Source organism: Mycobacterium sp. NGS48 (assembly GCF_059812585.1).
Genome location: NZ_JCALCY010000001.1, coordinates 413,474 through 435,894 on the forward strand (window position 1 = coordinate 413,474; position 22,421 = coordinate 435,894).

The 22,421-nt window shown below is 67.0% G+C and carries 27 protein-coding genes; 14 read left to right on the top strand and 13 right to left on the bottom strand.

Going from position 1 to position 22,421, the window contains the following annotated elements; all coding sequences use genetic code 11:
* Positions 1 to 40 precede the first annotated feature (40 nt).
* The 3 genes from AC5Y42_RS02005 (at position 41) to AC5Y42_RS02015 (ending at position 1,473) form a co-directional block, all read left to right on the top strand.
* Positions 41 to 373, top strand: a complete 333-nt coding sequence (locus AC5Y42_RS02005) for a DUF4333 domain-containing protein (protein ID WP_499895843.1) — start codon at positions 41 to 43, stop codon at positions 371 to 373.
* A gap of 75 nt (positions 374 to 448) precedes the next feature.
* On the top strand, positions 449 to 934 hold the full coding sequence (locus tag AC5Y42_RS02010) for a hypothetical protein (protein ID WP_499895369.1): 486 nt from the start codon (positions 449 to 451) through the stop codon (positions 932 to 934).
* A 53-nt stretch (positions 935 to 987) separates the two neighbouring features.
* Complete coding sequence (locus AC5Y42_RS02015; RefSeq protein WP_499895371.1) at positions 988 to 1,473, top strand: hypothetical protein; 486 nt, start codon at positions 988 to 990, stop codon at positions 1,471 to 1,473.
* A gap of 6 nt (positions 1,474 to 1,479) precedes the next feature.
* Here AC5Y42_RS02015 and AC5Y42_RS02020 read toward each other — a convergent pair whose 3' ends face one another.
* From AC5Y42_RS02020 to fadD8, 10 genes are all read right to left on the bottom strand, one after another.
* Positions 1,480 to 1,803: a YbaB/EbfC family nucleoid-associated protein gene (locus tag AC5Y42_RS02020; RefSeq protein ID WP_499895373.1), complete on the bottom strand. Its 324-nt coding sequence runs from the start codon at positions 1,801 to 1,803 to the stop codon at positions 1,480 to 1,482.
* 6 nt (positions 1,804 to 1,809) lie between these two features.
* The gene (gene menE, locus AC5Y42_RS02025) at positions 1,810 to 2,904 is read right to left on the bottom strand and encodes an o-succinylbenzoate--CoA ligase (protein ID WP_499895845.1); all 1,095 of its coding nucleotides are present in this window, start codon (positions 2,902 to 2,904) and stop codon (positions 1,810 to 1,812) included.
* Between the two features lie 50 nt (positions 2,905 to 2,954).
* Positions 2,955 to 3,251 carry a DUF3349 domain-containing protein gene (locus tag AC5Y42_RS02030; protein WP_499888719.1) on the bottom strand — a complete coding sequence of 99 codons (297 nt, stop codon included), beginning with the start codon at positions 3,249 to 3,251 and terminating at the stop codon, positions 2,955 to 2,957.
* A gap of 48 nt (positions 3,252 to 3,299) precedes the next feature.
* Positions 3,300 to 3,584 carry a hypothetical protein gene (locus AC5Y42_RS02035; protein WP_499895374.1) on the bottom strand — a complete coding sequence of 95 codons (285 nt, stop codon included), beginning with the start codon at positions 3,582 to 3,584 and terminating at the stop codon, positions 3,300 to 3,302.
* Positions 3,581 to 4,822, bottom strand: a complete 1,242-nt coding sequence (locus tag AC5Y42_RS02040; protein WP_499895376.1) for an inorganic phosphate transporter — start codon at positions 4,820 to 4,822, stop codon at positions 3,581 to 3,583. Before AC5Y42_RS02040 ends, AC5Y42_RS02035 begins: the two co-directional genes overlap by 4 nt.
* Before the next feature lie 95 nt (positions 4,823 to 4,917).
* Positions 4,918 to 5,325, bottom strand: coding sequence for a VOC family protein (locus AC5Y42_RS02045; protein WP_499895378.1), 408 nt, complete (start codon positions 5,323 to 5,325; stop codon positions 4,918 to 4,920).
* A gap of 13 nt (positions 5,326 to 5,338) precedes the next feature.
* Positions 5,339 to 6,220 (bottom strand): SDR family oxidoreductase, encoded by an 882-nt coding sequence (locus tag AC5Y42_RS02050; RefSeq protein ID WP_499895380.1) that lies wholly within the window; start codon positions 6,218 to 6,220, stop codon positions 5,339 to 5,341.
* Between the two features lie 27 nt (positions 6,221 to 6,247).
* Positions 6,248 to 7,150: a 1,4-dihydroxy-2-naphthoyl-CoA synthase gene (locus tag AC5Y42_RS02055; protein ID WP_499895381.1), complete on the bottom strand. Its 903-nt coding sequence runs from the start codon at positions 7,148 to 7,150 to the stop codon at positions 6,248 to 6,250.
* On the bottom strand, positions 7,147 to 7,617 hold the full coding sequence (locus AC5Y42_RS02060) for a nitroreductase family deazaflavin-dependent oxidoreductase (protein WP_499895382.1): 471 nt from the start codon (positions 7,615 to 7,617) through the stop codon (positions 7,147 to 7,149). Before AC5Y42_RS02060 ends, AC5Y42_RS02055 begins: the two co-directional genes overlap by 4 nt.
* A 90-nt stretch (positions 7,618 to 7,707) precedes the next feature.
* The gene (gene fadD8 / locus AC5Y42_RS02065; RefSeq protein ID WP_499895383.1) at positions 7,708 to 9,309 is read right to left on the bottom strand and encodes a fatty-acid--CoA ligase FadD8; all 1,602 of its coding nucleotides are present in this window, start codon (positions 9,307 to 9,309) and stop codon (positions 7,708 to 7,710) included.
* Positions 9,310 to 9,474: 165 nt separating this feature from the next.
* On the opposite strand from fadD8, the gene AC5Y42_RS02070 reads away from it, so the two are divergent.
* The 9 genes from AC5Y42_RS02070 to AC5Y42_RS02110 all read left to right on the top strand — a co-directional run bounded on the left by AC5Y42_RS02070 (position 9,475) and on the right by AC5Y42_RS02110 (position 19,043).
* Positions 9,475 to 11,079 carry an amidohydrolase gene (locus tag AC5Y42_RS02070; RefSeq protein ID WP_499895385.1) on the top strand — a complete coding sequence of 535 codons (1,605 nt, stop codon included), beginning with the start codon at positions 9,475 to 9,477 and terminating at the stop codon, positions 11,077 to 11,079.
* Entirely contained in the window at positions 11,076 to 12,035 is a 960-nt protein-coding gene (locus AC5Y42_RS02075; protein ID WP_499895386.1) for an o-succinylbenzoate synthase, read from the top strand. The genes AC5Y42_RS02070 and AC5Y42_RS02075 overlap by 4 nt, the downstream gene beginning before the upstream one ends.
* Positions 12,036 to 12,082: 47 nt before the next feature.
* Positions 12,083 to 13,228 carry an LLM class flavin-dependent oxidoreductase gene (locus tag AC5Y42_RS02080; RefSeq protein WP_499895387.1) on the top strand — a complete coding sequence of 382 codons (1,146 nt, stop codon included), beginning with the start codon at positions 12,083 to 12,085 and terminating at the stop codon, positions 13,226 to 13,228.
* 66 nt (positions 13,229 to 13,294) lie between these two features.
* Positions 13,295 to 14,257 (top strand): GlxA family transcriptional regulator, encoded by a 963-nt coding sequence (locus AC5Y42_RS02085; protein WP_499895389.1) that lies wholly within the window; start codon positions 13,295 to 13,297, stop codon positions 14,255 to 14,257.
* 14 nt (positions 14,258 to 14,271) lie between these two features.
* Positions 14,272 to 15,354, top strand: a complete 1,083-nt coding sequence (locus tag AC5Y42_RS02090; protein WP_499895390.1) for a class I SAM-dependent methyltransferase — start codon at positions 14,272 to 14,274, stop codon at positions 15,352 to 15,354.
* 6 nt (positions 15,355 to 15,360) lie between these two features.
* The gene (locus AC5Y42_RS02095) at positions 15,361 to 16,098 is read left to right on the top strand and encodes a DJ-1/PfpI family protein (protein WP_499895391.1); all 738 of its coding nucleotides are present in this window, start codon (positions 15,361 to 15,363) and stop codon (positions 16,096 to 16,098) included.
* A complete protein-coding gene (locus tag AC5Y42_RS02100; RefSeq protein WP_499895393.1) occupies positions 16,095 to 16,883 on the top strand; it encodes an alpha/beta fold hydrolase in 789 nt (262 codons plus the stop codon). Before AC5Y42_RS02095 ends, AC5Y42_RS02100 begins: the two co-directional genes overlap by 4 nt.
* Before the next feature lie 13 nt (positions 16,884 to 16,896).
* A complete protein-coding gene (gene menD / locus AC5Y42_RS02105; RefSeq protein WP_499895395.1) occupies positions 16,897 to 18,525 on the top strand; it encodes a 2-succinyl-5-enolpyruvyl-6-hydroxy-3-cyclohexene-1-carboxylic-acid synthase in 1,629 nt (542 codons plus the stop codon).
* On the top strand, positions 18,522 to 19,043 hold the full coding sequence (locus AC5Y42_RS02110; RefSeq protein ID WP_499895397.1) for a DUF3592 domain-containing protein: 522 nt from the start codon (positions 18,522 to 18,524) through the stop codon (positions 19,041 to 19,043). Before menD ends, AC5Y42_RS02110 begins: the two co-directional genes overlap by 4 nt.
* Here AC5Y42_RS02110 and AC5Y42_RS02115 read toward each other — a convergent pair.
* A complete protein-coding gene (locus AC5Y42_RS02115) occupies positions 19,007 to 19,759 on the bottom strand; it encodes a DsbA family protein (RefSeq protein ID WP_499895399.1) in 753 nt (250 codons plus the stop codon). The two genes, AC5Y42_RS02110 and AC5Y42_RS02115, sit on opposite strands and share 37 nt — an antisense overlap.
* Positions 19,760 to 19,768: 9 nt before the next feature.
* On the opposite strand from AC5Y42_RS02115, the gene AC5Y42_RS02120 reads away from it, so the two are divergent.
* Positions 19,769 to 20,896, top strand: coding sequence for a glycosyltransferase family 4 protein (locus tag AC5Y42_RS02120; RefSeq protein ID WP_499895401.1), 1,128 nt, complete (start codon positions 19,769 to 19,771; stop codon positions 20,894 to 20,896).
* An 18-nt stretch (positions 20,897 to 20,914) separates the two neighbouring features.
* On the top strand, positions 20,915 to 21,607 hold the full coding sequence (locus AC5Y42_RS02125; protein ID WP_499895403.1) for a demethylmenaquinone methyltransferase: 693 nt from the start codon (positions 20,915 to 20,917) through the stop codon (positions 21,605 to 21,607).
* Here the strand turns inward: AC5Y42_RS02125 and AC5Y42_RS02130 are convergent.
* Positions 21,578 to 21,946 (bottom strand): DoxX family protein, encoded by a 369-nt coding sequence (locus tag AC5Y42_RS02130; RefSeq protein ID WP_499895405.1) that lies wholly within the window; start codon positions 21,944 to 21,946, stop codon positions 21,578 to 21,580. The genes AC5Y42_RS02125 and AC5Y42_RS02130 overlap by 30 nt on opposite strands.
* 5 nt (positions 21,947 to 21,951) lie before the next feature.
* Positions 21,952 to 22,398: a nitroreductase/quinone reductase family protein gene (locus tag AC5Y42_RS02135; protein WP_499895407.1), complete on the bottom strand. Its 447-nt coding sequence runs from the start codon at positions 22,396 to 22,398 to the stop codon at positions 21,952 to 21,954.
* Positions 22,399 to 22,421 lie beyond the last annotated feature (23 nt).

The following is a 22,421-nucleotide window of genomic DNA, read 5'->3' on the forward strand; positions in this document are numbered from 1 at the left end:
AGTTCACGAGATCAGATGGGGTTGGTGAGACATGGCACGGATGGAACGCACAATAGGACGCAGTATCGCGGCATCGTTGTTGGGCACAATCGTTCTTCTAAGCGGGTGCTCAGTGCACGGGGAAGTTGGTAAATCGGTGGCCGTGCCGAAGGACAAACTGGCGGCGACTGTTAAGCAAAAGCTTGAAGCCAACGCTGGCGAGGAGGCTGATTCCGTCGTTTGCGACGGCGATCTTCCGGGCAAGGTAGGCGCGACACAGCGGTGCGTGCTGACCGACGGAGGCACGAAATACCGTGTGACCGTGACGACTACCGGCGTTGACGGTGACAATGTCAAATTCGACGCGGTAACCGACGACAAACCCATGAACTAAGCTGCGCTAGAAGGAATGTGGGCTTCTCGGATACACACGGCAGTTCTGGCCTGGCGTTGTGGTTGACTAGTCTCCATGGCATTTCGCGACCGTGTGCGGGGGATCACCAGGCCCGATCCTGATGTCTTGACTGTCGACCCGGAAGAGCTTCGCCTGCGGTTGATGGGGTTGAATCAACCCTCCGCGGCATGGCAAGTACGCGACGGTGCGCCCGAGAAAGTCGACCTAGTGGCGGAGTGGAAGACAACTGACCCGCACTGGCAGGAAATCTTCGCCAAAGTCAGGCTCAACGAAACGTTCACTACCCAACTACGGTTCCGCCCTGACGCACATGAGGTCCGGTCGAAAGACCGCTGCTTTAGCGGAGATTGGTACACAGATTCTGACGGAAACTCCTCTTACCGCGAGGGCTGGAAGACCGGTCAGATGCATGACGCATCCGAACGCACGGTGAACGGCCAGCATTACTGCTTCGATACCAGAGACTTCAAAGATGTCCTTAAGAAGACCGTCCTCGAGGCTGGCTGGATATACCGGGCTCTGGTCCTGCGCCGGCTCTGAGCGCGCGCCTGATCGCGGTCGTAGCTGTCCGCTGCCATGATTGACTAGTCCGCATGGGATTTCGTGATCGTATCCGGGGTATCACCAGGCCCGATCCTGATGTCTTGGCTGTCGACCCTGAAGAGCTACGCCTGCGGTTAATGGGGTTGAACCACCCCACATCTCCGTGGCAGGTGCGGGACGGTAGTCCAGAGAAGGTTGACTTGGTGGCGGAGTGGAAGACCACCGACCCTTACTGGAAGGACATCTTGACCGAAGTCGGGGTCAATGACACTTTCGCAACCCATCTACGGTTTCACCCCGACGCGAACGAGGTCAGGTCGAGGGACCGTTGTTTCGGTTGGGAAACAACTACAGATAGTGATGGATTCTCCAGCTCTCGGCAGACTTGGAAACAAGGCCAGTTGGACGAGAAGGCCGAGGGCAAGGTGAACGGCCAGCTCTACCGGTTCAACACCAAGGATTTCAAAAATGTTCTGAAGGAGACGATCATCGGTGCGGGCTGGATCTACCGCGCGATCGTCATACGGCGGCTTTGATAATCGTCACCCATCGGTGAGGTGCTCGATCAGATCGTCGATCCGCTTCTGATCGGCCACCATCGAGGCCGATGCGGCATCGGTGGCGTGACGAAGCGCTTCGTTGAGACGCTGCTCGACGGTCTCTGCACCCAACCGCAGCAGACCATTGCGGATGACGACACCGGTTAACTGACGATGCCCGTTGAGGGTGACCTCAACCGAGTCGGCATCGTCGGTGGCCGTGAATGTCGCATGGGTCATCTTGTGAAGCTGGTCGTCCATGATCGACACCAACCGCCGCGCATCCGTCAGCGGTGCGGCTACTTCCGGATGAATGTCGCCCGTCATGTCGTGTCAGCGTAGCTGCTCGCCGAACCGGCGCGCCAACGCTTGGCGGTCCACTTTGCCGATGCCGCGCACTGGCAGCGCATCGACGACGTGCAGCTCGCGTGGCGCCGCCGTGACGTCCAGCGTGCTGGCCACATGTGCCCGCAGGTCCTCCAATGTCGGTGCGGCACAACCATCTGCCACCACCACCGCGGCGACCACCCGTTGACCCAGCCGATCGTCGGCGACTCCGAACACCGCGCAGTCGGCGACAGCGGGGTGCGTGCGCAGCGCCGCCTCCACCGGCTGCGGCAACACGGTCAACCCGCCGGTGCTGATCGCCTCGTCAGCCCGGCCCAGCACTCGCAGCGCTCCCGAATCATCCAGTGCGCCAATGTCATCGGTGCGGAACCAGCCGCGCTCGGCGAACGGGTCGGGATCCGCTGGATTGCGATAGCCGTTGGCCAGCGTCGCACCGCCGATCATGATGCGGCCATCAGATTCCACCCGCAGCCGCACCCCGTCGAGCGGCATACCGTCGTAAACACACCCGCCGGCGGTCTCGCTCATTCCGTAGGTGCGGACCACGGCGATGCCTGCGGCTGCAGCTGACTCCAGCACTGGCGGCGGCGTAGGCCCACCGCCAATGAGAACAGCGTCCAAGACAGCCAAGGCGGCGGTGGCCGCCGAATCGGACAACGCTTTGGCCAGCTGCGCGGCGACTAGCGACGCGTAACGCCGCCCGGGGCCGAGACGCTCGACGGCAGAAAGTAATTGGGCAATATCGAACCCAGCGGATACGTCGAGCTCGACCGGCTCGGTCCCGGCCAACAGGCTGCGCACCAGCACCTGCACGCCGGCAATGTGATACGGCGGCAACGCCAGCAGCCAGCGGCCCGGTCCGCCCAGACGCGCATGGGTGGCCGAGGCGCTGGCGGTCAGCGCCGCAGCGGTCAGCAGCGCACCCTTGGGCGCACCGGTGGTTCCCGACGTCGTCACCACCAGCGCCACCTCGTCGTCGATCTGCTCGCCAACCCCCAACCCCGACACCCCGGAAGCCGAAGCGGGTACCGGCAGCAGCGCGGAATCACGGCCGGACAGAACAGCTTCCAGCGCCGGCATCAGCGTGCGCACTGCAGAACCCGGCGGGACGGCAAGTGCGCGCAGGACGGCTATTCGCGCTCCTCGCGGACATCATCGAACGGCCAGCCCTTGGCAGCCAAGCGTTCCCGCACCCGCTCGATATCTTCTGGGGCCGGCAAGTTGTCGGTGAACTGGGTGATCACCACGCCGATGTCGATCTGATCGAAATCGCCACGCTGCATCAGTTCACTGGCCACCGCTTTGACCTCGTCGTTGGTCAGCCGTCGGGACAGCAGTGCCAGCAACGGGATGTAATCGGTTTGTGGCACGCCGTCGGGATATCCCGCGCGCAGCCAGGTGACGATCGAACTGAGGAATCGGTTCACACCTGCGTCAACTCCCCCGCTACGCATAACTGGGCAACGAATTCGAGCTTACGTGGGTTTGGCGCCGAGGATGAACCAGCCGGTGTGGTGTCCGATGAAGTCACGCGCGATGAACAACACGCCGATCACGACCGCCGCCAGCGCGATGGCGTACATCGTCCAGCCGAGCGCGACCAGTGCGGGACGTTTCCGGGTGACGGCGTCGCCGCTGATTCCGGCGCCGGCGGCGCCGAGCCGCACGCCGAGCGCAAACATTGCCGGCAGCGCAGCGCCGACCAGCAACCCGAAGACCAGGATCTTCAGGGTCGCGGCATAGTTGAACCAGGTGCTCACGACGCGTACAGACGTGGGGTGGACTCAGGGTGGTCGGCCAGCGCACCGGCATCCAGTTCGTGGACCTGCCCGTTGACGTGGGGAGCCTGGCCGTTGGGCGAGTCCAGCCCGGCCGTGAGGTTGCCGGCCCATTCACTGTTGACGTTGGTGTGGTCGACGCGCACCTTGCGCGACTGCAGCCAGATGGCCAGCGATACCGCCGATAGCAGCGTGAAGCCGACGATCACGCCCAGGTAGCCGCCGATGCTGTGCACCAGCAGGTAGGTGACGGCGCCGACGATGCCCGCCGACGGCAGCGTCACCCCCCACGCGGTGGCCATCCGGCCCGCCACGCCCCAGCGCACCTCGGCGCCGGGCTTACCCACGCCACTGCCCAGTACCGAACCGGTGACCACCTGGGTGGTGGAGAGCGCGTACCCGAAGTGGGCGGACAGCAAGATGATTGCGGCCGAAGATGATTCGGCCGCCATGCCTTGCGGCGGCTTGATCTCGACCAAACCCTTACCCAGGGTGCGGATGATCCGCCAGCCACCGAAGTAGGTTCCCGCGGCCATCGCCAGCGCACAGCACACGATGACCCACAGCGGGGGCAGGGTGGCGCTCTTGCTGACTGCGCCGTAGGACATCAGCGCCAGGAAGATCACACCCATCGTCTTCTGCGCGTCGTTGGTGCCATGGGCCAGCGACACCAGGCCCGCCGAGAACACCTGGCCGCGGCGGAAGCTGCGTTCGCTGCGCTTCTCTGGAACGCGGCGGATCAGACGGTAAACCAGCCAGGTGCCGACTGCTCCGACCACCGTGGCCAGCACCGAGGCCACCACCGCCGGGATCACGACGCGGGAGACGACACCGCTCCAGATCACCCCGTGCCCGCCGACCGCAGCGATCATGGCCCCGACAATGCCGCCGACCAGTGCGTGCGAGGAGCTGGACGGTATCCCGAGCAGCCACGTCAGCAGATTCCACACGATCCCACCGACCAGACCCGCGAACACCAGTTCCAAGGTCACCAGGTGAGCGTCGACCAGATCCTTGGCGATCGTTGCCGCGACAGCGGTCGACAAAAACGCGCCGACCAGGTTCAACACCGCCGAGAGAGTCACCGCGGCCTTGGGCGTCAGTGCTCCGCTGGCGATAGAGGTCGCCATCGCGTTGCCGGTGTCGTGGAACCCGTTGGTGAAGTCGAACGCGAGTGCCGTGATCACCACGATGATCAGGAGGAACAACTCAAGGTGCACGGGGCCAATTCTGCTGGCCGGGAGGTTCGAATGTCGAACAAGTCAGGCTCTGAAACGCGGGTGATTCTGACTAGTTGCCAGATGTTTGCCTGCGGTTAACCTTCGGTTCCGCGACGTTCACCTCGGGTGTCGCGACGCAGCGGATGATCGCCGGGCACCTCGACAAAGATCAGTGTCACGCCGTCGGGATCGGTGACATGCATCTCGTGCAGCCCCCAGGATTCGCGACGGGCTTCCCGGGCGATCGGCACGCCCCTGCCCTCGAGCTCGGCCTGAGTGGCGCGGACGTCGCGCACCTGCAGCCACAGCGCTCCGGGGAACGGCCCGGCCGCCTGGTTTGGCGCGCCGTGCCCGGCCAGCTCGATCAACGACTGGCCGGCGTAAAACACCGTGCCCGCGCCGTATTCGCGGGCAATCGCCAACCCGAGCTGGTCCCGGTAGAAGCTCAGCGATCGCTGATAGTCCGCCGGCCGGAACAACACCCGGCTGGCCAGTATCTCCATGCCGTCGTGTCTATCACGTCGATCCGGTGTCCCGCCGTTTCATCAGCGTGGTGACCCCGAATGGGCTTGCGATGTCGAGCGCCTTGATCGCCAGCGCCATGCGCGGCGCAATCCGAACCGGTCGGCTGCGCGCGGCGGTGATCATCCAGTCGCCCGCCTCGTCGGCGGTCAGGCCGGGTCGGTTGGCGAAGGCTTTGGTCGGCGCCACCATCGGCGTGTGCACCAGCGGGTAGTACAGCGTGGTCGACTGCACACCCTTTGGGCTCCACTCCGTCTCGATCACCCGGCTCACCGCGGACAGCGCCGCCTTCGACGCGTTGTAAACCGAGAACAGCGGTGACGCCTCGCTGAACACGCCCCAGGTGGCGACGTTGATGATGTGGCCGTCGCCGCGCTCGAGCATTCCGGGCGCGATCCCGCGGATCAGCCGCAGCGGCGAGTAGTAGTTGAGCACCATCGTTCGCTCGACGTCGTGCCAGCGTTCCAGCGACTCGGCCAGCGGGCGGCGGATGGACCGTCCGGCGTTGTTGACCAGGATGTCCACTCCGCCGAGCCGCTTTTGCACGTCGGCGACCAGCGCGTCGACGGCCTCCATGTTCGACAGGTCGCACGGGATCGCCAGGGCGGTGCCGCCCGCTTTCGTGATGCGTTCGACGACCGCATCGAGGAGTTCTTTGCGGCGGGCGACGGCGACCACGGTGGCGCCGCGCCGGGCGAACTTTTCCGCGGCGCTCTCGCCGATCCCCGACGATGCGCCGGTGAGCAGTACCCGCTTGCCGTCGAGTTCGACCGGCTTGGCCGCCGGTTGGTAGAGGCGCAGTTGCGGCGCAATGGGCGGCCGCATGGCGGTCAGGGCGATCTGCTCGGTGATACGACGTAACGGACTCTTGCTCACGTCGCGAGTCTAGGTGGCGGCCGCCGGTCAGAAATATCGCGGGAAGCGACTCCAATCGGGTGGGCGCTTCTCCAGGAAAGCATCGCGGCCTTCGACGGCCTCGTCGGTCATGTAGGCCAAGCGGGTGGCTTCGCCGGCGAACAGCTGCTGACCCACCAGGCCGTCGTCGAGCAAGTTGAAAGCGTATTTGAGCATCCGTTGTGCCTGAGGCGATTTCGCGTTGATCTCGACTGCCCACTGCACGCCGGTGGCTTCCAATTCAGCGTGGTCGACGACGGCGTTGACCGCGCCCATCGCATGCATCTGCTCGGCGGTGTAGTCGCGGCCCAGGAAGAAGATCTCGCGGGCGAACTTCTGGCCCACCTGGCGGGCGAGATACGCGCTGCCGTAGCCGCCGTCGAAGCTGCCGACGTCGGCGTCGGTCTGCTTGAACCGGGCGTGCTGGCGGCTGGCCAGGGTGAGGTCGCACACCACGTGTAGGCTGTGTCCACCGCCGGCCGCCCACCCGTTGACCAGGCAGATGACGACTTTGGGCATGAACCGGATCAGCCGCTGCACTTCAAGGATGTGCAGTCGCCCGGCGCGGGCCGCATCGACGGTGTCGGCGGTCTCGCCCGAGGCGTACTGGTAGCCGCTGCGTCCACGGATGCGCTGATCCCCGCCGGAGCAAAAGGCCCAGCCGCCGTCTTTGGGTGACGGCCCGTTACCGGTCAACAACACCACCCCGACGTCCGGGGACATGCGGGCGTGATCCAAGACGCGGTAGAGCTCGTCGACGGTATGCGGCCGAAACGCGTTGCGTACCTCCGGCCTGTCGAACGCCACCCGCACGGTGGCGTCATCGACGTGGCGGTGATACGTGATATCGGTCAGCTCGCTAAAGCCGTCGACCGGACGCCAGGCCTCGGGGTCAAAAGGGTTGTCGCTCAAGGCTGTTGGGCTCCTAGTAGGTCCAGGCGAAACACCGGGCAAATCCCGGCCAGCGCCTCGAATTCCTCCGGGCGGCCGTCGGTGACCAGCCCGGAGCGCTTCAGGAAGCCCACGCCAGTGGGCACCTCGATCGGCCAGATCCGCAGCAGCGGCCGTGCCTCGTCGGCGGAGAGCTCGACGACCCGCACTCGTTCACGCCGCCGACCGCGGGCCACCGTGGCTTCGGCGGCGGCGCGGACGTTCGCCACCCAATCGGCTCCCGGGAATCCGCCGACGATGTACTCCTTACCGTCGACGGTCATCGGGGTGACCGGCGTCGAACGGGGCTGGCCCGATTTGCGTCCCGGCACCGTCAACACCACCGGGCTCTCGCCGCCGAATCGCAAACCCAGCCGCGACATCCGGATGAACAGCTTGTTCATCGGCTTGAGCCACCACGGCGGCTTGAGCGCATCCGCTTTAGCCATGGCTGCCACAGTAGTGCGCGAGTGTGAAACCAGTTTCACGTTGGGTCGCGAGCGTGAACCTAACTTCACGCTCGGCGATACGAGCAGGCGTCAGCCGACGGCTCGGCCGGCACCCTCCCAGAACTGCGCGCGCACCGCCTTCTTGTCGGGCTTGCCCAGCCCGGTCAACGGCAGCGCCTCGACGACGACCACCCGCTTGGGCGATTGCACCGACCCCTTGCGGTCCTTGACCGCGGCCTGGATTTCGGCGGTCATCGCCGCGACCGCGTCGTCGTCGGACGGTGCGTCGGAGCGCAGCACCACCACCGCGGTGACGGCTTCGCCCCACTTGTCGTCGGGCGACCCGACCACGCATACCTGCGCGATGGCCGGATGCTCGGCGACGACGTCTTCGACCTCACGCGGGAAGACGTTGAAACCGCCGGTGACGATCATGTCCTTGACCCGGTCGACGATGTAGTAGAAGCCGTCCTCGTCCTCGCGGGCCATGTCGCCGGTGTGCAGCCAACCGTCGCGGAAAGTGTCGGCCGTCGCGTCCGGCAAGTTCCAGTAGCCCCCGGCCAAAAGTGGTCCGCTGACACAGATTTCGCCCACTTCGCCCTGCGGTACCGGGTTGCCGTCCAAGTCGAGCAGCGCGGTGCGGGCAAACAGCGTCGGCCGGCCGCAGGATGTCAGCCGCTTCTCGTCGTGATCGGCCTTACCCAGATACGTGATCACCATCGGCGCTTCGGACTGCCCGTAGTACTGCGCGAAGATCGGCCCGAACCGCCGAATCGCCTCGGCCAGCCGCACCGGGTTGATCGCCGAGGCGCCGTAGTAGACGGTTTCCAGCGACGACAGGTCGCGGGTGTGCGAATCCGGGTGGTCCATCAGCGCGTACAGCATCGACGGCACCAGCATGGTCGCCGTGATCCGTTGCTCCTCAATGATTCTCAGCACTTCGCCGGGATCGAACTTGCCCAGCACGATCATCTCGCCACCCTTGACCACGGTCGGGATGAAGAACGCCGCACCGGCATGCGAGAGCGGGGTGCACATCAAAAACCGTGGATGGTCGGGCCATTCCCATTCGGCCAGCTGCACCGACGTCATCGTGCTGATCGACTGCGCGGTGCCCATCACGCCCTTCGGCTTGCCGGTGGTGCCGCCGGTGTAGGTCAACCCGATCACCTGGTCCGGTGGCAGATCGGCGGCCACCAATGGACGCGGCTCATATTTGTCCGCCTCTGCCGACAAGTCGACGGCCACGTGCTTCAACGCGTCCGGCACCGGGCCGATGGTCAGAATCTGCTTGAGCGAGTCCACCCGCTCCAGCAAACCGACTGCGCGCTCGACGAACATCGGGTTGGGGTCGATGATCAGCGAGCTGATCTCCGCGTCGGACAGCACATAGGCGTGGTCGTCCAGCGAACCCAGAGGGTGTAGCGCGGTGCGCCGGTAGCCGCGGGCCTGGCCGGCGCCGATGATCATCAGCACCTCGGGCCGGTTGAGCGACAGTAACCCGACCGCGGCGCCGGTGCCGGCGCCCAGCGCCTCGAACGCCTGGATGTACTGGCTGACCTTGCCGGCCAGCTGGCCGCCGGTCAGCGTGGTGTCGCCGAGGAACAGCACCGGCTTGTCGCGATGGCGCTTGAGCGCGCCCACCAGCAGATGGCCATTGTGGGTCGGGTTGCGCAGCAGCTCGTCCGTCATGACCCCAAGACTAGAACGTGTTACAGAACAGCTGGGCCCGTCCTCCACCCTGATATCACATACGCCATCATGTTTGAGGAGGGCCTCATCGTCGGAAGCTGGTGTTGGAGTGACTCCCGGTAATCATGAGACCGACGCGGCAGCTGTCCATTAATATCGCCGCGTATGGCCGTCGCTGACCTTGTCATCACCGGCACGGTGCTCACCGTCGACGCGAAGCGGCCCACCGCCGAGGCGGTAGCTGTCGCCGACGGCCGAATCGTCGCCGTCGGCAGCCGGGCGGACGTCGACGGGCTCATCGGCCCCGACACCCACACCATCGACGTTGGTGATGGCTGCGTGATGCCGGGATTCGTCGAGGCGCATGGACATCCGCTGATGGAGGCCGTCGCGCTGTCCGACCGGCTCGTCGACATCCGGCCGGTCACGATCCGCGACGCCGACGCCGTCGTCGATGCGATCCGACGGGAGACCGCCCAGCGCGGTGAGGCCGGCGCCTACCTCAACGGGTGGGATCCGCTGCTGCAGCCCGGACTTCCGGAGCCCACGCTGGCCTGGCTCGACGACATCGCGCCCACCGGGCCGCTGGTGATCATGCACAACTCCGGCCACAAGGCCTTTTTCAACTCGCACGCCGCACAACGTGCCGGCCTGACTCGGGATACCCCGGATCCCAAGGGCGCCAAGTACGGTCGCGACGCCAACGGCGACCTTGATGGCACCGCCGAAGAAACCGGCGCGGTTTTCCCACTGCTGGGCGGCGCCATCGAACCCGGCGACTACCCGGGCATGCTGCTGGCCGAGTGCGCCCGGCTCAACCGCGCCGGGCTGACCACCTGCTCGGAGATGGCGTTCGATCCGGCGTTTCGGCCCGTGGTCGACCAAATGCGCGGGCACCTAACGGTGCGGTTGCGCATGTACGAGATCTCCAATCCGCAGATGTCCACCGACGCCGCGCCGGGCGACGGCGACGACATGGTGCGCCAGGTCGGCATCAAGATCTGGGTGGACGGTTCGCCCTGGATCGGCAACATCGATCTGTCGTTTCCCTATCTGGACACCGACGCCACCCGCACGATCGGGGTGGTGCCCGGCTCCTGCGGGCATGCCAACTACACCCGCGAACAGCTTGCCGAAATCGTCGGCGCCTACTTCCCGCTGGGCTGGCCGATGGCTTGCCATGTGCAGGGCGACGCGGGGATCGACACCATCCTCGATGTGTACGAGGAAGCGCTGCAACATAATCCGCGCGTCGACCATCGGCTGCGACTCGAACACGTCGGCGCCATCCGGCCCGACCAGCTGCACAGAGCCGCCGACCTCGGCGTCACCTGCAGCATCTTTGTCGATCAAATCCACTACTGGGGCGACGTCATCGTCGACGGCCTGTTCGGTCCGGAACGTGGATCACGTTGGATGCCGGCCGGTTCCGCGGTAGCCACCGGGATGCGTATCTCGCTGCACAACGACCCGCCGGTCACTCCCGAGGAGCCGCTGCGCAACATCAGCGTCGCCGCGACCCGGTTGGCGCCCAGCGGTCGGGTGCTCGCTCCTGAGGAGCGGTTGACGGTCGAGCAGGCGATCCGCGCACAGACTATCGACGCCGCCTGGCAGTTGTTCGCCGACGACGTCATCGGCTCACTGGAGGTCGGCAAGTACGCCGACATGGTGGTGCTGTCGGCCGACCCGCGCGCCGTACCGGCTGAACAGATCGCCGACCTCGACGTGCAGGCAACGTTTCTGGCCGGCCGCCAGGTCTACCGCCAGTGATACCCGCGCTCGACGACATTCTCGACCGCCTGCATGTCGTCGCGCTACCGATGCGAGTTCGCTTCCGCGGCATCACTACTCGTGAAGTCGCGTTGATCGACGGCCCCAAAGGGTGGGGTGAGTTCGGCGCCTTCCTGGAGTACGGACCAGACGAGTCCGCGCATTGGCTGGCCGCCGCCATCGAAGCGGCCTACCGGGCGGCGCCTCCACCGCGACGAGACCGCATCGCGATCAACGCCACCATCCCTGCCGTCGACGCCGCCCAGGTACCCGAGGTGCTGGCGAGGTTTCCGGGCGCGACCACCGCCAAGGTCAAGGTCGCCGAACCCGGGCAGACATTGGCCGACGACGTTGCCCGCGTCGACGCCGTCCGCGCGCTGATTCCCACGGTGCGGGTCGATGCCAACGGCGGCTGGAGCATCGCACAGGCCGTGGAGGCCGCGCATGCGCTGACCACCGACGGGCCGCTGGAATACCTCGAGCAACCCTGCAGAACCGTCGACGAGCTCGCCGAGCTCCGGCGACGCATCGACGTGCCGATCGCCGCCGATGAAAGCATCCGCAAAGCCGATGACCCGCTCAACGTGGTCCGCGCCAACGCCGCCGACATCGCGGTGCTGAAAGTCGCTCCGCTGGGCGGGGTTTCGGCGCTGCTGGACATCGCAGCGCAGATAGACATCCCCGTCGTGGTTTCCAGCGCATTGGATTCCGCGGTCGGGATCGGCATCGGCCTCACCGCCGCCGCCGCGTTGCCCGAACTCCACCACGCTTGTGGGCTGGGCACCGGCGGGTTGTTCGTCGACGATGTCGCCGAGCCGATAACACCGGTCGACGGCTATCTGCCGGTCGCAGCGATCACACCGGACCCGGCGCGGCTGCGGACGCTCGCGGCGTCGCCGCCAAGGCGGCAGTGGTGGATCGACCGCGTCACGACCTGCCATCGAATTTTGGGGTAGGCGCCTACTCTAGGCCGCTGCAGGGGGCCGGCCCGAAACTTCCTGATATGACCGGATTTCGCGTGGGCATTCAAGATGGCATCGTCGCCGCTCGCCCGACGGCCGACGCCTTCACCCGGGCCAACTACCTCAGCGCGGTGGCCAGCCGGGTCGACTCGTTCTGGGTGCCGGATCATCTCAACGCGCTGTTTCCCCGAGCGCTGTGGCAGCCGAAGTACGCCGGCGCCACCAAGCTCATGCCGTCGGTGGACGCCTTCCTGGAGCCGTGGACCATGCTCGGGCATCTCGCCGCCCGCAACCGCGTCGGCCGCATGCGGCTGGGCACCTCGGTGACCGACACCGGCCGGCGCAATCCGGCCGTCACCGCGCAGGCCGCCGCAACCTTGCATCTGCTCACCCGTGGTCGGGCCATTCTGGGTATCGGCACCGGTGAGCGGGAAGGCAACGAGCCGTACGGGGTGGACTGGTCCAAGCCAGTGGCCCGGTTCGAGGAGGCGATGGCTACGATCCGGGCGCTGTGGGACTCGAATGGCGAACTGGTCAACCGGGATTCACCGTACTTCCCGCTGCGTAACGCGCTCTTCGAGCTGCCGCAGTACCGCGGCACCTGGCCGCCGATCTGGATCGCCGCGCACGGGCCGCGCATGTTGCGCGCCGTCGGCCGCTACGCCGACGGGTTCTATCCCGCCGCGCCGCACCAACCGCAGGAGTACGCGCAGCGGTTGGACGCCGTTCGCACGGCGGCATCGGATGCGGGACGCGACCCGATGTCGATCGTTCCGGCCATGTGGATGGGTGTCGTCACCGGCCGCAGCGCCGCCGAGGTGGATCAGGCCCTGGAATCCGAAATGGTCAAAGCGTGGGCGCTGAACGCAACCGACGCGGTCTTCGCCCGACACGGTGCACAGCACCCGTTGGGGGTCGGCTTCGGCGGTGGCCAGGATCTGTTGCCGCACGACTGGGACGAGCAAACGGCGCTGTCCTACATCAAGGGCATTCCGCCGGAAGTCCTACGGGACACGATGCTGGCCGGCACCCCCAGCGAGGTCATCGATCAGGTGGCGGAGTGGCGGGACTGCGGTGTTCGCTACATCGTGCTGGCGAACTTCAGCGCGTTCCAGCGCAGCCTGCGCAACGGCTTGGCCGCCAGCGTGCCGTTCTACAAGCTCGTGCGAGGGCTCAAGAAGCTGTAGGCGATGTCCTGATCTGTGGGATACCCGACCTAGACGCCACCATGTCGGTGCTGAACACTGACAGCTATGACCCGCACCGTAGTGTTTTTCAGCTTCTCCGGGATGCAGACGCTGGACCTCGTCGGCCCGCTGGAAGTGTTCGCGACGGCCTCGACAAAGCTCGCGGCAGAAGGCCGCGACGGATACCAGCCGGTCGTGGTGTCGGTCGATGGTCAACCGGTCACGACGAGCTCCGGGCTCGCCGTCTCGACGGCCAAGCTTCCCGACCCCGGCCAACCGGTCGACACCGTGGTGCTGCCCGGCGGCGCCGGCGTCCACAAGGCCCGGGCCAACCCCAAGGTCGTCGACTGGATCCGCGCGGTCGCCACCCGCAGCCGGCGGGTGGCCAGCGTCTGCACCGGCGCCTTCTTGGCCGCGCAAGCCGGGCTGCTGGACGACTGCGTCGCCACCACGCACTGGGGGTCGGCCGAGCGGCTGGCAAACGAATTCCCGTCGATCGTCGTCGATCCCGACCCGATCTTCGTGCGCAGTTCCGACAAGGTATGGACGGCGGCCGGTGTCACCGCGGGCATCGACCTGGCGCTGTCACTGGTCGAAGACGATCACGGCACCGAGATGGCGCAGACGGTGGCCCGCTGGCTGGTGCTCTACCTGCGGCGGCCCGGTGGACAGACGCAGTTCGCCGCACCGGTGTGGATGCCGCGCGCCCGGCGACAGCCGATTCGTGACGTTCAGGAAGCCATCGAGGCCGAGCCGGGCGGCGTGCACAGCATCGCGGAGCTGGCCCGCCGAACCGAGATGAGTCCAAGGCATTTCACTCGGGTGTTCACCACGGAGGTCGGCGAATCGCCGGGGGCGTACGTTGAACGTGTCCGCACGGAGGCCGCCCGCCGGCAACTCGAGGAAACCGACGACACCGTGGCGGCCATCGCGGCGCGCTGCGGCTTTGGATCCGCAGAGAGCATGCGCCGCAACTTCGTTCGCCGAGTCGGCATCTCGCCGGATCACTATCGCAAGACGTTCGCCTAACCGATAGGAGCAACATGACGTCAACCCACGAAAAGGCCGTGGCGTCCGCCGAAACCACCGACCAGTTCGTCGGACGGATGGCCGGCGCGATCGACGGCGCCTGCCTGGCGGTTCTGTTGAGCATCGGCCACCAGACCCGTCTGCTCGACGTGCTGGCCGACCTCCCGGCGGCCACCAGCGCCCAGATCGCCGATGCCGCCGGACTCAACGAACGCTATGTGCGCGAATGGCTGGGCGGTGCCGCGGCGGGAGGAATCGTCGACTATCAGGCTGCTGATGCGACGTACACCCTGCCGCCCCATCGGGCCGCCGTGCTGACCAAGGCCGCGGGACCACACAACCTGGCCCGGATGGCGCAAATGATTCCGATGATGGGTGAGGTCGAGCAGAAGATCGTCGGCTGTTTTCGCGACGGCGGCGGGCTGCCCTACAGCGAGTACCCGCGATTCCACGCGCTGATGGCCGAGGAGAGTGGCGCCCGGTTCGACGCGGCGTTGATCGACGTGATCGTGCCGTTGGTCGACGGCCTGCCGGACCGGTTACGCGACGGTGCTGATGTGGCCGACTTCGCCTGCGGCAGCGGCCATGCCATCAATGTGATGGCGCAGGCCTTTCCGGCGAGCCGGTTCACCGGCGTGGACTTCTCCGAGGAAGGTGTTGCCGCGGCCAACGAGGAGGCCAAGCGCCTGGGCCTGTCGAACGCCACCTTCGAGCGTCGTGATCTGACCGAGCTCGACCTCGCGGATGCCTACGACGTCATCACGGTGTTCGACGCGATCCACGACCAGGCCCAGCCGGCGCCGGTGTTGGCCAACATCTATCGCGCACTGCGGCCCGGGGGAGTGTTCCTGATGGCCGACGTCAAGGCGTCGAGCCAACTGGAAGACAACATCGGCGTCCCGTTCGCCCCGTTTCTCTACACCATCTCGACGATGCACTGCATGAGCGTGTCGCTGGCGCATGACGGCGTCGGACTCGGCACGGCGTGGGGGCAGCAGCTGGCCACCGCGATGCTCGCCGACGCCGGATTCAGTGACGTGCGAACCGCGGAGATCGACGACGATCCACTCAACATCTACTACATCGCACGGAAGTAGGAACCCATGCAGATCGCTGTCGTGCTCTATCCGGGCTTCACCGCGCTGGATTTCATCGGACCCTACGAAGTGCTGCGCTGGTTGCCCAAAGCCGAGGTGCGTTTCGTCTGGCATGAGCCGGGCCCGATCACCGCGGACTCCGGTGTGCTCGTCGTCGGCGCCACGCACTCATTCGCCGAAACACCTTCTCCCGACGTGGTTTTGGTGCCAGGCGGGATGACCTCGGTCGAGCACGCCCGTGACGAGGCGCTGTTGAGCTGGTTGCGCACGGCACACGAGACGACGACGTGGACGACGTCGGTGTGCTCCGGCTCGATCATCCTGGCCGCCGCCGGACTGCTGACCGGTCAGCGGGCGACGTCGCACTGGATGGCGCTGAGCGGCCTGAAGGCCCTCGGGGCCATCCCGGTCGACGACGAGCGGATCGTGCCAGTCGGCAAGGTGGTCACCTGCGCGGGGGTCTCGGCGGGCATCGACCTGGCGTTGTGGCTGGCCGGGCAACTCGGCGGCGAAGGCCGCGCCAAGGCCATCCAGCTGTCGATGGAGTACGACCCGCAGCCGCCGTTCGACTCCGGGCACATGTCCAAGGCGTCGGCGTCGACCAAGGCCGCGGCGACCGCGCTGATGGCCACCGAGCTGGTCAAACCGGCGCAGCTCAAGGCCGCGACGCTGCTGGTGTGGGACCGCGCCCTGAACATGGCCCGCACGGCCCGGAAACAGAAGCTTGTACCGTCCATGAGGTGACCAACCTTGCTTACGACGACCGCGGCAGCGGTGAGCCGGTCGTTTTCATCGCCGGCAGCGGTGGGGCCGGGCGCGGCTGGCACCTGCACCAGGTCCCCGCGTTCCTGGCGGCCGGCTACCGCGCCATCACCTTCGACAACCGTGGAATCGGCGCGACGGAGAACGCCAGCGGCTTCACCACACAGACCATGGTCGCCGACACGGCGGCGCTGATCGAGAGTCTCAATGTGGCCCCGGCCCGCATCGTCGGGGTGTCGATGGGCGCCTACATCGCTCAGGAGCTGATGGTGTCCCGGCCCGATCTGGTCAGCAAGGCGGTGCTGATGGCCACCCGCGGCCGGTTGGACCGCGCCCGGCAGTTCTTCCGGACCGCCGAGGAGGACCTGATCAAGTCGGAGACCCGGCTGCCAGCGATCTACGACGCCAAAGTACGTATGCTGGAGAGCTTTTCACCCAAAACACTCAACGATGACAAGACCGTGGCCGAGTGGATCGACATCTTCACCATGTGGCCGATCAAGTCCACCCCGGGCCTGCGTTGTCAGCTCGACGTCTCGCCGCGGAACAACCGGCTGCCGGCCTACCAGAGCATCACCGCGCCGGTCCTGGTGATCGGGTTCGCCGACGACATCGTGACCCCGCCGCATCTGGGCCGTGAGGTCGCCGACGCCATTCCCAACGGCCGCTACCTGCAGATCCCCGATGCCGGGCATCTGGGATTCCTGGAGCGGCCGGAGACCGTCAACGCCGCGATCCTGCAGTTCCTCGCCGGCACGGCGGCCTAGATAGCCTGGACAGGTGAACCCCTCGACGGCACAGGCCCGCGTCGTCGTCGACGAACTGATCCGCGGCGGAGTCCGCGACGTGGTGCTGTGCCCGGGCTCACGCAACGCACCGCTGGCCTTCGCGCTGCAGGACGCCGACCACGCCGGCCGGCTGCGATTGCATGTCCGCATCGACGAGCGCACCGCCGGCTATCTGGCCATCGGGCTGGCCGTCGCCGAGGACGCGCCGGTCTGCGTCGCGATGACGTCGGGCACCGCGGTGGCCAACCTCGGGCCCGCGGTGGTCGAGGCCAACTACGCCCGAGTGCCGCTGATCGTGCTCTCGGCCAACCGGCCCTACGAGCTGCTCGGCACCGGCGCCAACCAGACCATGGAGCAACTGGGCTACTTCGGCACCCAGGTCCGCGCCACCATCAGCCTCGGGTTGGCCGAGGACGCGCCCGAGCAGATGGATGCGCTCAACGCGACCTGGCGGTCGGCCACCTGCCGAGTCCTGGTGGCCGCCACCGGCGCTCGCACCGCCAATGCCGGGCCGGTGCAGTTCGACATCCCGCTGCGCGAGCCGCTTGTTCCCAATCGCGGTACCGCCCCGACTCCGCCGGGGCGGCCCGACGGCAAACCCTGGACGCGTACTCCGCCGGTCAGTTTCGACCAGCCGCTGGACATCGACCTGAGCGCCGACACCGTCGTCATCGCCGGGCACGGCGCCGGCGTCCACCCCAACCTGGCGGCGCTGCCGACCGTCGCCGAACCCACGGCGCCGCCCGCGGCCAACCCGCTGCATCCGCTGGCATTGCGGCTGCTGCACCCGCAGCAGGTGATCATGCTGGGCCGGCCCACCCTGCACCGCCCGGTCTCGGCGCTGCTGGCTGACCCGTCGGTGCCGGTCTACGCGTTGACCACCGGGCCGCGCTGGCCCGATGTGTCCGGCAACTCGCAGGCCAACGGCACCCGGGCGATCACCACCGGCGAGCCGAGTCCGGCCTGGCTGCAGCGCTGCGCCGAGCTCAACCGGCATGCAGTGGACGCGGTGCGCGGTCAACTCGCCGCGCACCCGCTGACCACCGGTCTGCACGTGGCCGCCGCCGTCGCCGACGCGTTGCGGCCCGGCGACCAGTTGGTGCTGGGCGCCTCCAACCCGGTGCGCGACGCGGCGCTGGTCGGGCTCAATCCGCAGGGCATCACTGTGCGGTCCAACCGCGGCGTCGCCGGGATCGACGGCACAGTGTCCACCGCGATCGGCGCCGCGCTGGCCCACGAGCGCGCCGGTGGGCGCACCGTCGCGCTGCTCGGCGACCTGACCTTCGTGCACGACAGCTCCGGGCTGCTGATCGGGCCCACCGAGCCGGTGCCCCGGCAGCTGACCATCGTGGTGTCCAACGACAACGGCGGCGGCATCTTCGAACTGCTCGAGCAGGGCGATCCGCGATTCTCCGACGTGTCCTCCCGCGTTTTCGGCACCCCACACGACGTCGACGTCGGCGCGCTGTGCCGCGCCTATCACGTCGACTCCCGGCAGATCGAGGTCGACCAGCTCGGCACGGCTCTCGACGAGCCGGCCGCCGGCCTGCGGGTGCTGGAAGTCAAGGCCGACCGGTCGTCGCTGCGGCAGCTGCATGCCGCGATCAAGGCTGCTTTGTGAAGCGTCTAAAGACGTTGGCGCACATCTTGATCCACGGTCGCGCCGAAGCCGCGCCGGATACCCGGGCGCGACGCCTGCTGCGTTGGGCCAGGATCGGCGTCCTGGTCGCGGTCGTGCTGGTCACCTTGCAGTCGGTGTTGTTGGTCGCCGGCGCCGTGCGCAATGACCTGTCGATCCAAAACGACATGGGCGTGGCGCAGGCCGAGGTGCTCAGCGCCGGGCCCCGGCGCTCCACCATCGAGTTCGTCACGCCCGACCGGATCACTTATCGTCCCGAGCTCGGTGTGCTCTACCCGTCGGAATTGGCCACCGGCATGCGGATTTACGTCGAATACGACAAAAGGAACCCGAATCTGGTGCGCGTGCAGCACCGCACCGCGATGCTGGCGATCATCCCGGCCGGCTCGATTGCGGTGGTGGGCTGGCTGATCGCGGCCGCCGCGCTCGCCGGTCTGGCGCTGCTGGAGAAGCGGCTGGACCCTCAGCCGAACAGCTTGTCGAGCCAGTCTGGATCCTGAATATCGACAACGCTTTTCGCGTTCAGGTCATAAACCGTGGGGGTGCCGGGCTCGGGGGTCTGCGCATGGAGGCGTGCCTTGTTGGCGGCATTGATCGCGCCGGTGTCGATGGTGTCATCGCCGGCCGCGATCCGCTCGGCCACCGGCTCGGGCACTCCGCTTTCGCGCGCCATCGCCGCAATGTCGTTGTTGTCGGGGCCGTCGGTGCTTTGGTGGCGGTAAAGGTCTTGCACGAACGCCTGATACGCGGTTGGCGAAGTCGTCGGGTCAGCCGCCACAAACAGCGCAGTGGTCATGCGTGCGGACGCGTCGTTGTGGTGTTTGTCGTCAAGGAAGGTCAGCCAGCGATACGTGACCGCCAGTCGACCGCTGCCGACTTCGCTGGCAATCCGGTCACCATCCGATGCCTCCAATTCCGCGCAGTGCGGACATTGCGGTTCGCAGAAGATCTCCAACTGCACTGGCGCGACAGGAGACCCGACCATGATCCCGTCGCTGTCGCCGGTGCGCGGAACATCGGCATGCGCGGTGCCGACTGCGACCAACCACACCGCCGCCATCAATACGCCAAGCCAGCGCCGCATGGTCACCCTTTCCGCCGAGCAGACGCAGAATCGCATTGCGGAGCCCTTCCGCATGCGATTCTGCGTCTCCTCGCGCATGATTTCGCACACCGTATGCTCGTCGGCAACCTTATCGACAGCCGGCGCTGCCACGGTAGTGGTGTGCGCGTAGCCATCGTCGCAGAGTCGTTCCTCCCGCACGTCAACGGTGTCAGCAACTCGGTGGTCCGCATCCTCGAGCATTTGCGCCGCACCGGCCACGAAGCTCTGGTCATCGCCCCCGACACTCCGCCCGGGCAGCCGCCCGCCGAGCGGATTCACGACGGCATCCGGGTGCACCGGGCGCCGTCGCGGATGTTTCCGAAGGTGACGTCGCTGCCGCTGGGGGTGCCGCTGCCGCGGCTGCTGCGGGTGCTGCGGGGGTTCGAGCCCGACCTGGTGCACCTGGCATCACCGGCGCTGCTCGGCTACGGCGGGCTGCGCGCGGCCCGCCGCCTGGAGGTGCCGACGGTGGCGGTATTCCAAACCGACGTCGCAGGTTTCGCCTCGGCGTATGGAGTCGGTGCGGCATCGCGGGCAGTGTGGGCGTGGACCCGTCATTTGCACCGGCTCGCCGACCGAACGCTGGCGCCATCTACTTCCGCCATGGAAGACCTTGCTGCTCAGGGTATCCCGCGGGTACACCGCTGGGCACGGGGAGTCGACGTGACCGGGTTTGTGCCGTCGGCACGCGACGAGGGGTTGCGCCGGCGGTGGTCGCCCGACAGCAAGCCGATCGTTGGCTTCGTCGGCCGGCTGGCCCCGGAGAAGCACGTCGAGCGGCTGGCGGATTTGGCCCGCGCCGATGCTGTGCAGCTGGTCATCGTCGGCGACGGGGTCGATCGGCCCAAGCTGCAAAACGCCATGCCCACTGCAGTTTTCACCGGCGCGCTGTACGGCGAGGAGCTCGTCGCGGCGTACGCCAGTATGGACGTCTTCGTGCATCCCGGCGAGCACGAGACGTTCGGGCAAACCGTGCAGGAAGGGCTGGCGTCGGGGCTGCCGGTGATCGCCCCCGACGCCGGCGGCCCGCGCGACCTGGTCGCCCCCTGCCGAACCGGGCTACTGCTGCCCGTCGACGAGTTCGAGGTCAGGCTGCCGGCCGCCGTGGCGCATTTGCTCGACGAGCGACCCCGCTATTCGCTGGCCGCCCGCCGCAGTGTGCTCGATCGTTCCTGGCCGGCGATCTGCGACGAGCTGCTCGAGCACTACGAGGCGGTGCTGGGGACGCGACGGGCAGCGGCGGCCTGACCGGGTAGCGTCGGGCCGGTGAGCCGCGCCACCCTGGACAAGGATCCCCGTGAAGTCGCGTCGATGTTCGACGGCGTTGCTCGCCGCTACGACCTGACCAACACGGTGTTGTCGGCCGGGCAGGACCGCTACTGGCGGCGGGCCACCCGCTCGGCGCTGCGGCTGGCGGCCGGGGAGAAGGTGTTGGACCTGGCGGCGGGTACCGCGGTGTCGACGGTGGAGCTGGCCCGCTCCGGAGCGTGGTGCGTGGCGGCGGATTTTTCGGTTGGGATGCTGTTGGCCGGTGGCGCGCGCCGGGTGCCGAAGGTCGCCGGTGATGCGACCCGACTGCCGTTCGCCGACAACGTTTTCGACGCCGTCACGATCAGCTTCGGGCTGCGCAATATCGCCGACCGCGAGGCGGCCTTGCGCGAGATGGCCCGCGTCACCCGGCCCGGCGGCCGGCTGGTGGTCTGCGAATTCTCCACGCCCACCAATCGAGTGTTCGCCGTGGCGTACAAGGAGTACCTGATGCGGGCGCTGCCGCGAGTGGCTGGCGCGGTCTCGAGCAACCCGGAGGCGTATGTGTATCTGGCCGAGTCGATTCGCGCCTGGCCCGACCAGGCGGCGCTATCGCACGACATTTCGCGCGCCGGATGGTCGGCGGTGCGCTGGCGCAACCTGACCGGTGGGATCGTCGCCCTACACGCCGGTCACAAGCCGCTGCGCTGACAGCGCGAACGTTGCGCAGTTGAGAACGAGGATGCCTGCGGCAAGCCCGAATTGAGCGGAGATGTCGTGGGCGAGTACGTGGGTGTACATCGCGCAGACAAAGAATATGATCAGCCCGGCCGCTGCGGCCACTCCGATCACTGGAATCCACAGCCCGACAATAAGTCCCACGGTGCCGAGCACCTTGAGCGTGCCGATCGGGAACGTCAGCCATGAGATCGGCACACCGGCCGCTTGCATGCCGGGAATGATCGGGGCGAAGTGCACCAGGGCGCTCACCCCGGAAAACCCGTTGACGGCGATCGCCACCAGCGTCACGACCAGGTATGCGGTGTGCACGGGGGTCAGCTTCCCGGCAGTGGGTCGAACCGGAAGACCGCGCAGCGGCCGGCCAGTGCCTCGACCTCGTCGGGGGTGCCGTTGTGTATCAGGCCGGAGCGTTTCATGAAGCCCACACCGACTGGCACTTCGGCGTGAAACACCCGCAGCACCGGGCGCGCATCCTGCGGGTCCAGTTCCACGATCTGCACCTGCCGCGACTTGCGACCCCGGGTCAACGTTCCGGTGCCTGCGGCGCGGGCGTTGCCGGCCCAGTCGGCGCCGGGAAAGGCCACGCCGTGCAGTCGGCCGCCGAAGGTAAACGGTGTCATCGGCGTGCTGCGCGGCTGGCCCGACTTGCGGCCCGGCACGGTCAACACCGTTACCGGTCCTGCTGTGATGCCGAGCTTCTGGATGGCCAGCATCACTTTGTTCATCGGCTTCAGCCAGCCGGGCAGCTTTGCTTCGGACATCGTCTAGGTATATCAACCCGCCT

Excerpts from the sequence above, each read along its gene's own strand:
- AC5Y42_RS02005 (WP_499895843.1), top strand. The coding sequence starts at position 41 with ATGGAACGCACAATAGGACGCAGTATCGCGGCATCGTTGTTGGGCACA.
- AC5Y42_RS02010 (WP_499895369.1), top strand. The coding sequence starts at position 449 with ATGGCATTTCGCGACCGTGTGCGGGGGATCACCAGGCCCGATCCTGAT.
- AC5Y42_RS02015 (WP_499895371.1), top strand. The coding sequence starts at position 988 with ATGGGATTTCGTGATCGTATCCGGGGTATCACCAGGCCCGATCCTGAT.
- AC5Y42_RS02020 (WP_499895373.1), bottom strand. The coding sequence starts at position 1,803 with ATGACGGGCGACATTCATCCGGAAGTAGCCGCACCGCTGACGGATGCG.
- menE (WP_499895845.1), bottom strand. The coding sequence starts at position 2,904 with ATGCCGGCGCTGGAAGCTGTTCTGTCCGGCCGTGATTCCGCGCTGCTG.
- AC5Y42_RS02045 (WP_499895378.1), bottom strand. The coding sequence starts at position 5,325 with ATGGAGATACTGGCCAGCCGGGTGTTGTTCCGGCCGGCGGACTATCAG.
- AC5Y42_RS02060 (WP_499895382.1), bottom strand. The coding sequence starts at position 7,617 with ATGGCTAAAGCGGATGCGCTCAAGCCGCCGTGGTGGCTCAAGCCGATG.
- fadD8 (WP_499895383.1), bottom strand. The coding sequence starts at position 9,309 with ATGACGGACGAGCTGCTGCGCAACCCGACCCACAATGGCCATCTGCTG.
- AC5Y42_RS02070 (WP_499895385.1), top strand. The coding sequence starts at position 9,475 with ATGGCCGTCGCTGACCTTGTCATCACCGGCACGGTGCTCACCGTCGAC.
- AC5Y42_RS02080 (WP_499895387.1), top strand. The coding sequence starts at position 12,083 with ATGACCGGATTTCGCGTGGGCATTCAAGATGGCATCGTCGCCGCTCGC.
- AC5Y42_RS02085 (WP_499895389.1), top strand. The coding sequence starts at position 13,295 with ATGACCCGCACCGTAGTGTTTTTCAGCTTCTCCGGGATGCAGACGCTG.
- AC5Y42_RS02090 (WP_499895390.1), top strand. The coding sequence starts at position 14,272 with ATGACGTCAACCCACGAAAAGGCCGTGGCGTCCGCCGAAACCACCGAC.
- AC5Y42_RS02095 (WP_499895391.1), top strand. The coding sequence starts at position 15,361 with ATGCAGATCGCTGTCGTGCTCTATCCGGGCTTCACCGCGCTGGATTTC.
- AC5Y42_RS02135 (WP_499895407.1), bottom strand. The coding sequence starts at position 22,398 with ATGTCCGAAGCAAAGCTGCCCGGCTGGCTGAAGCCGATGAACAAAGTG.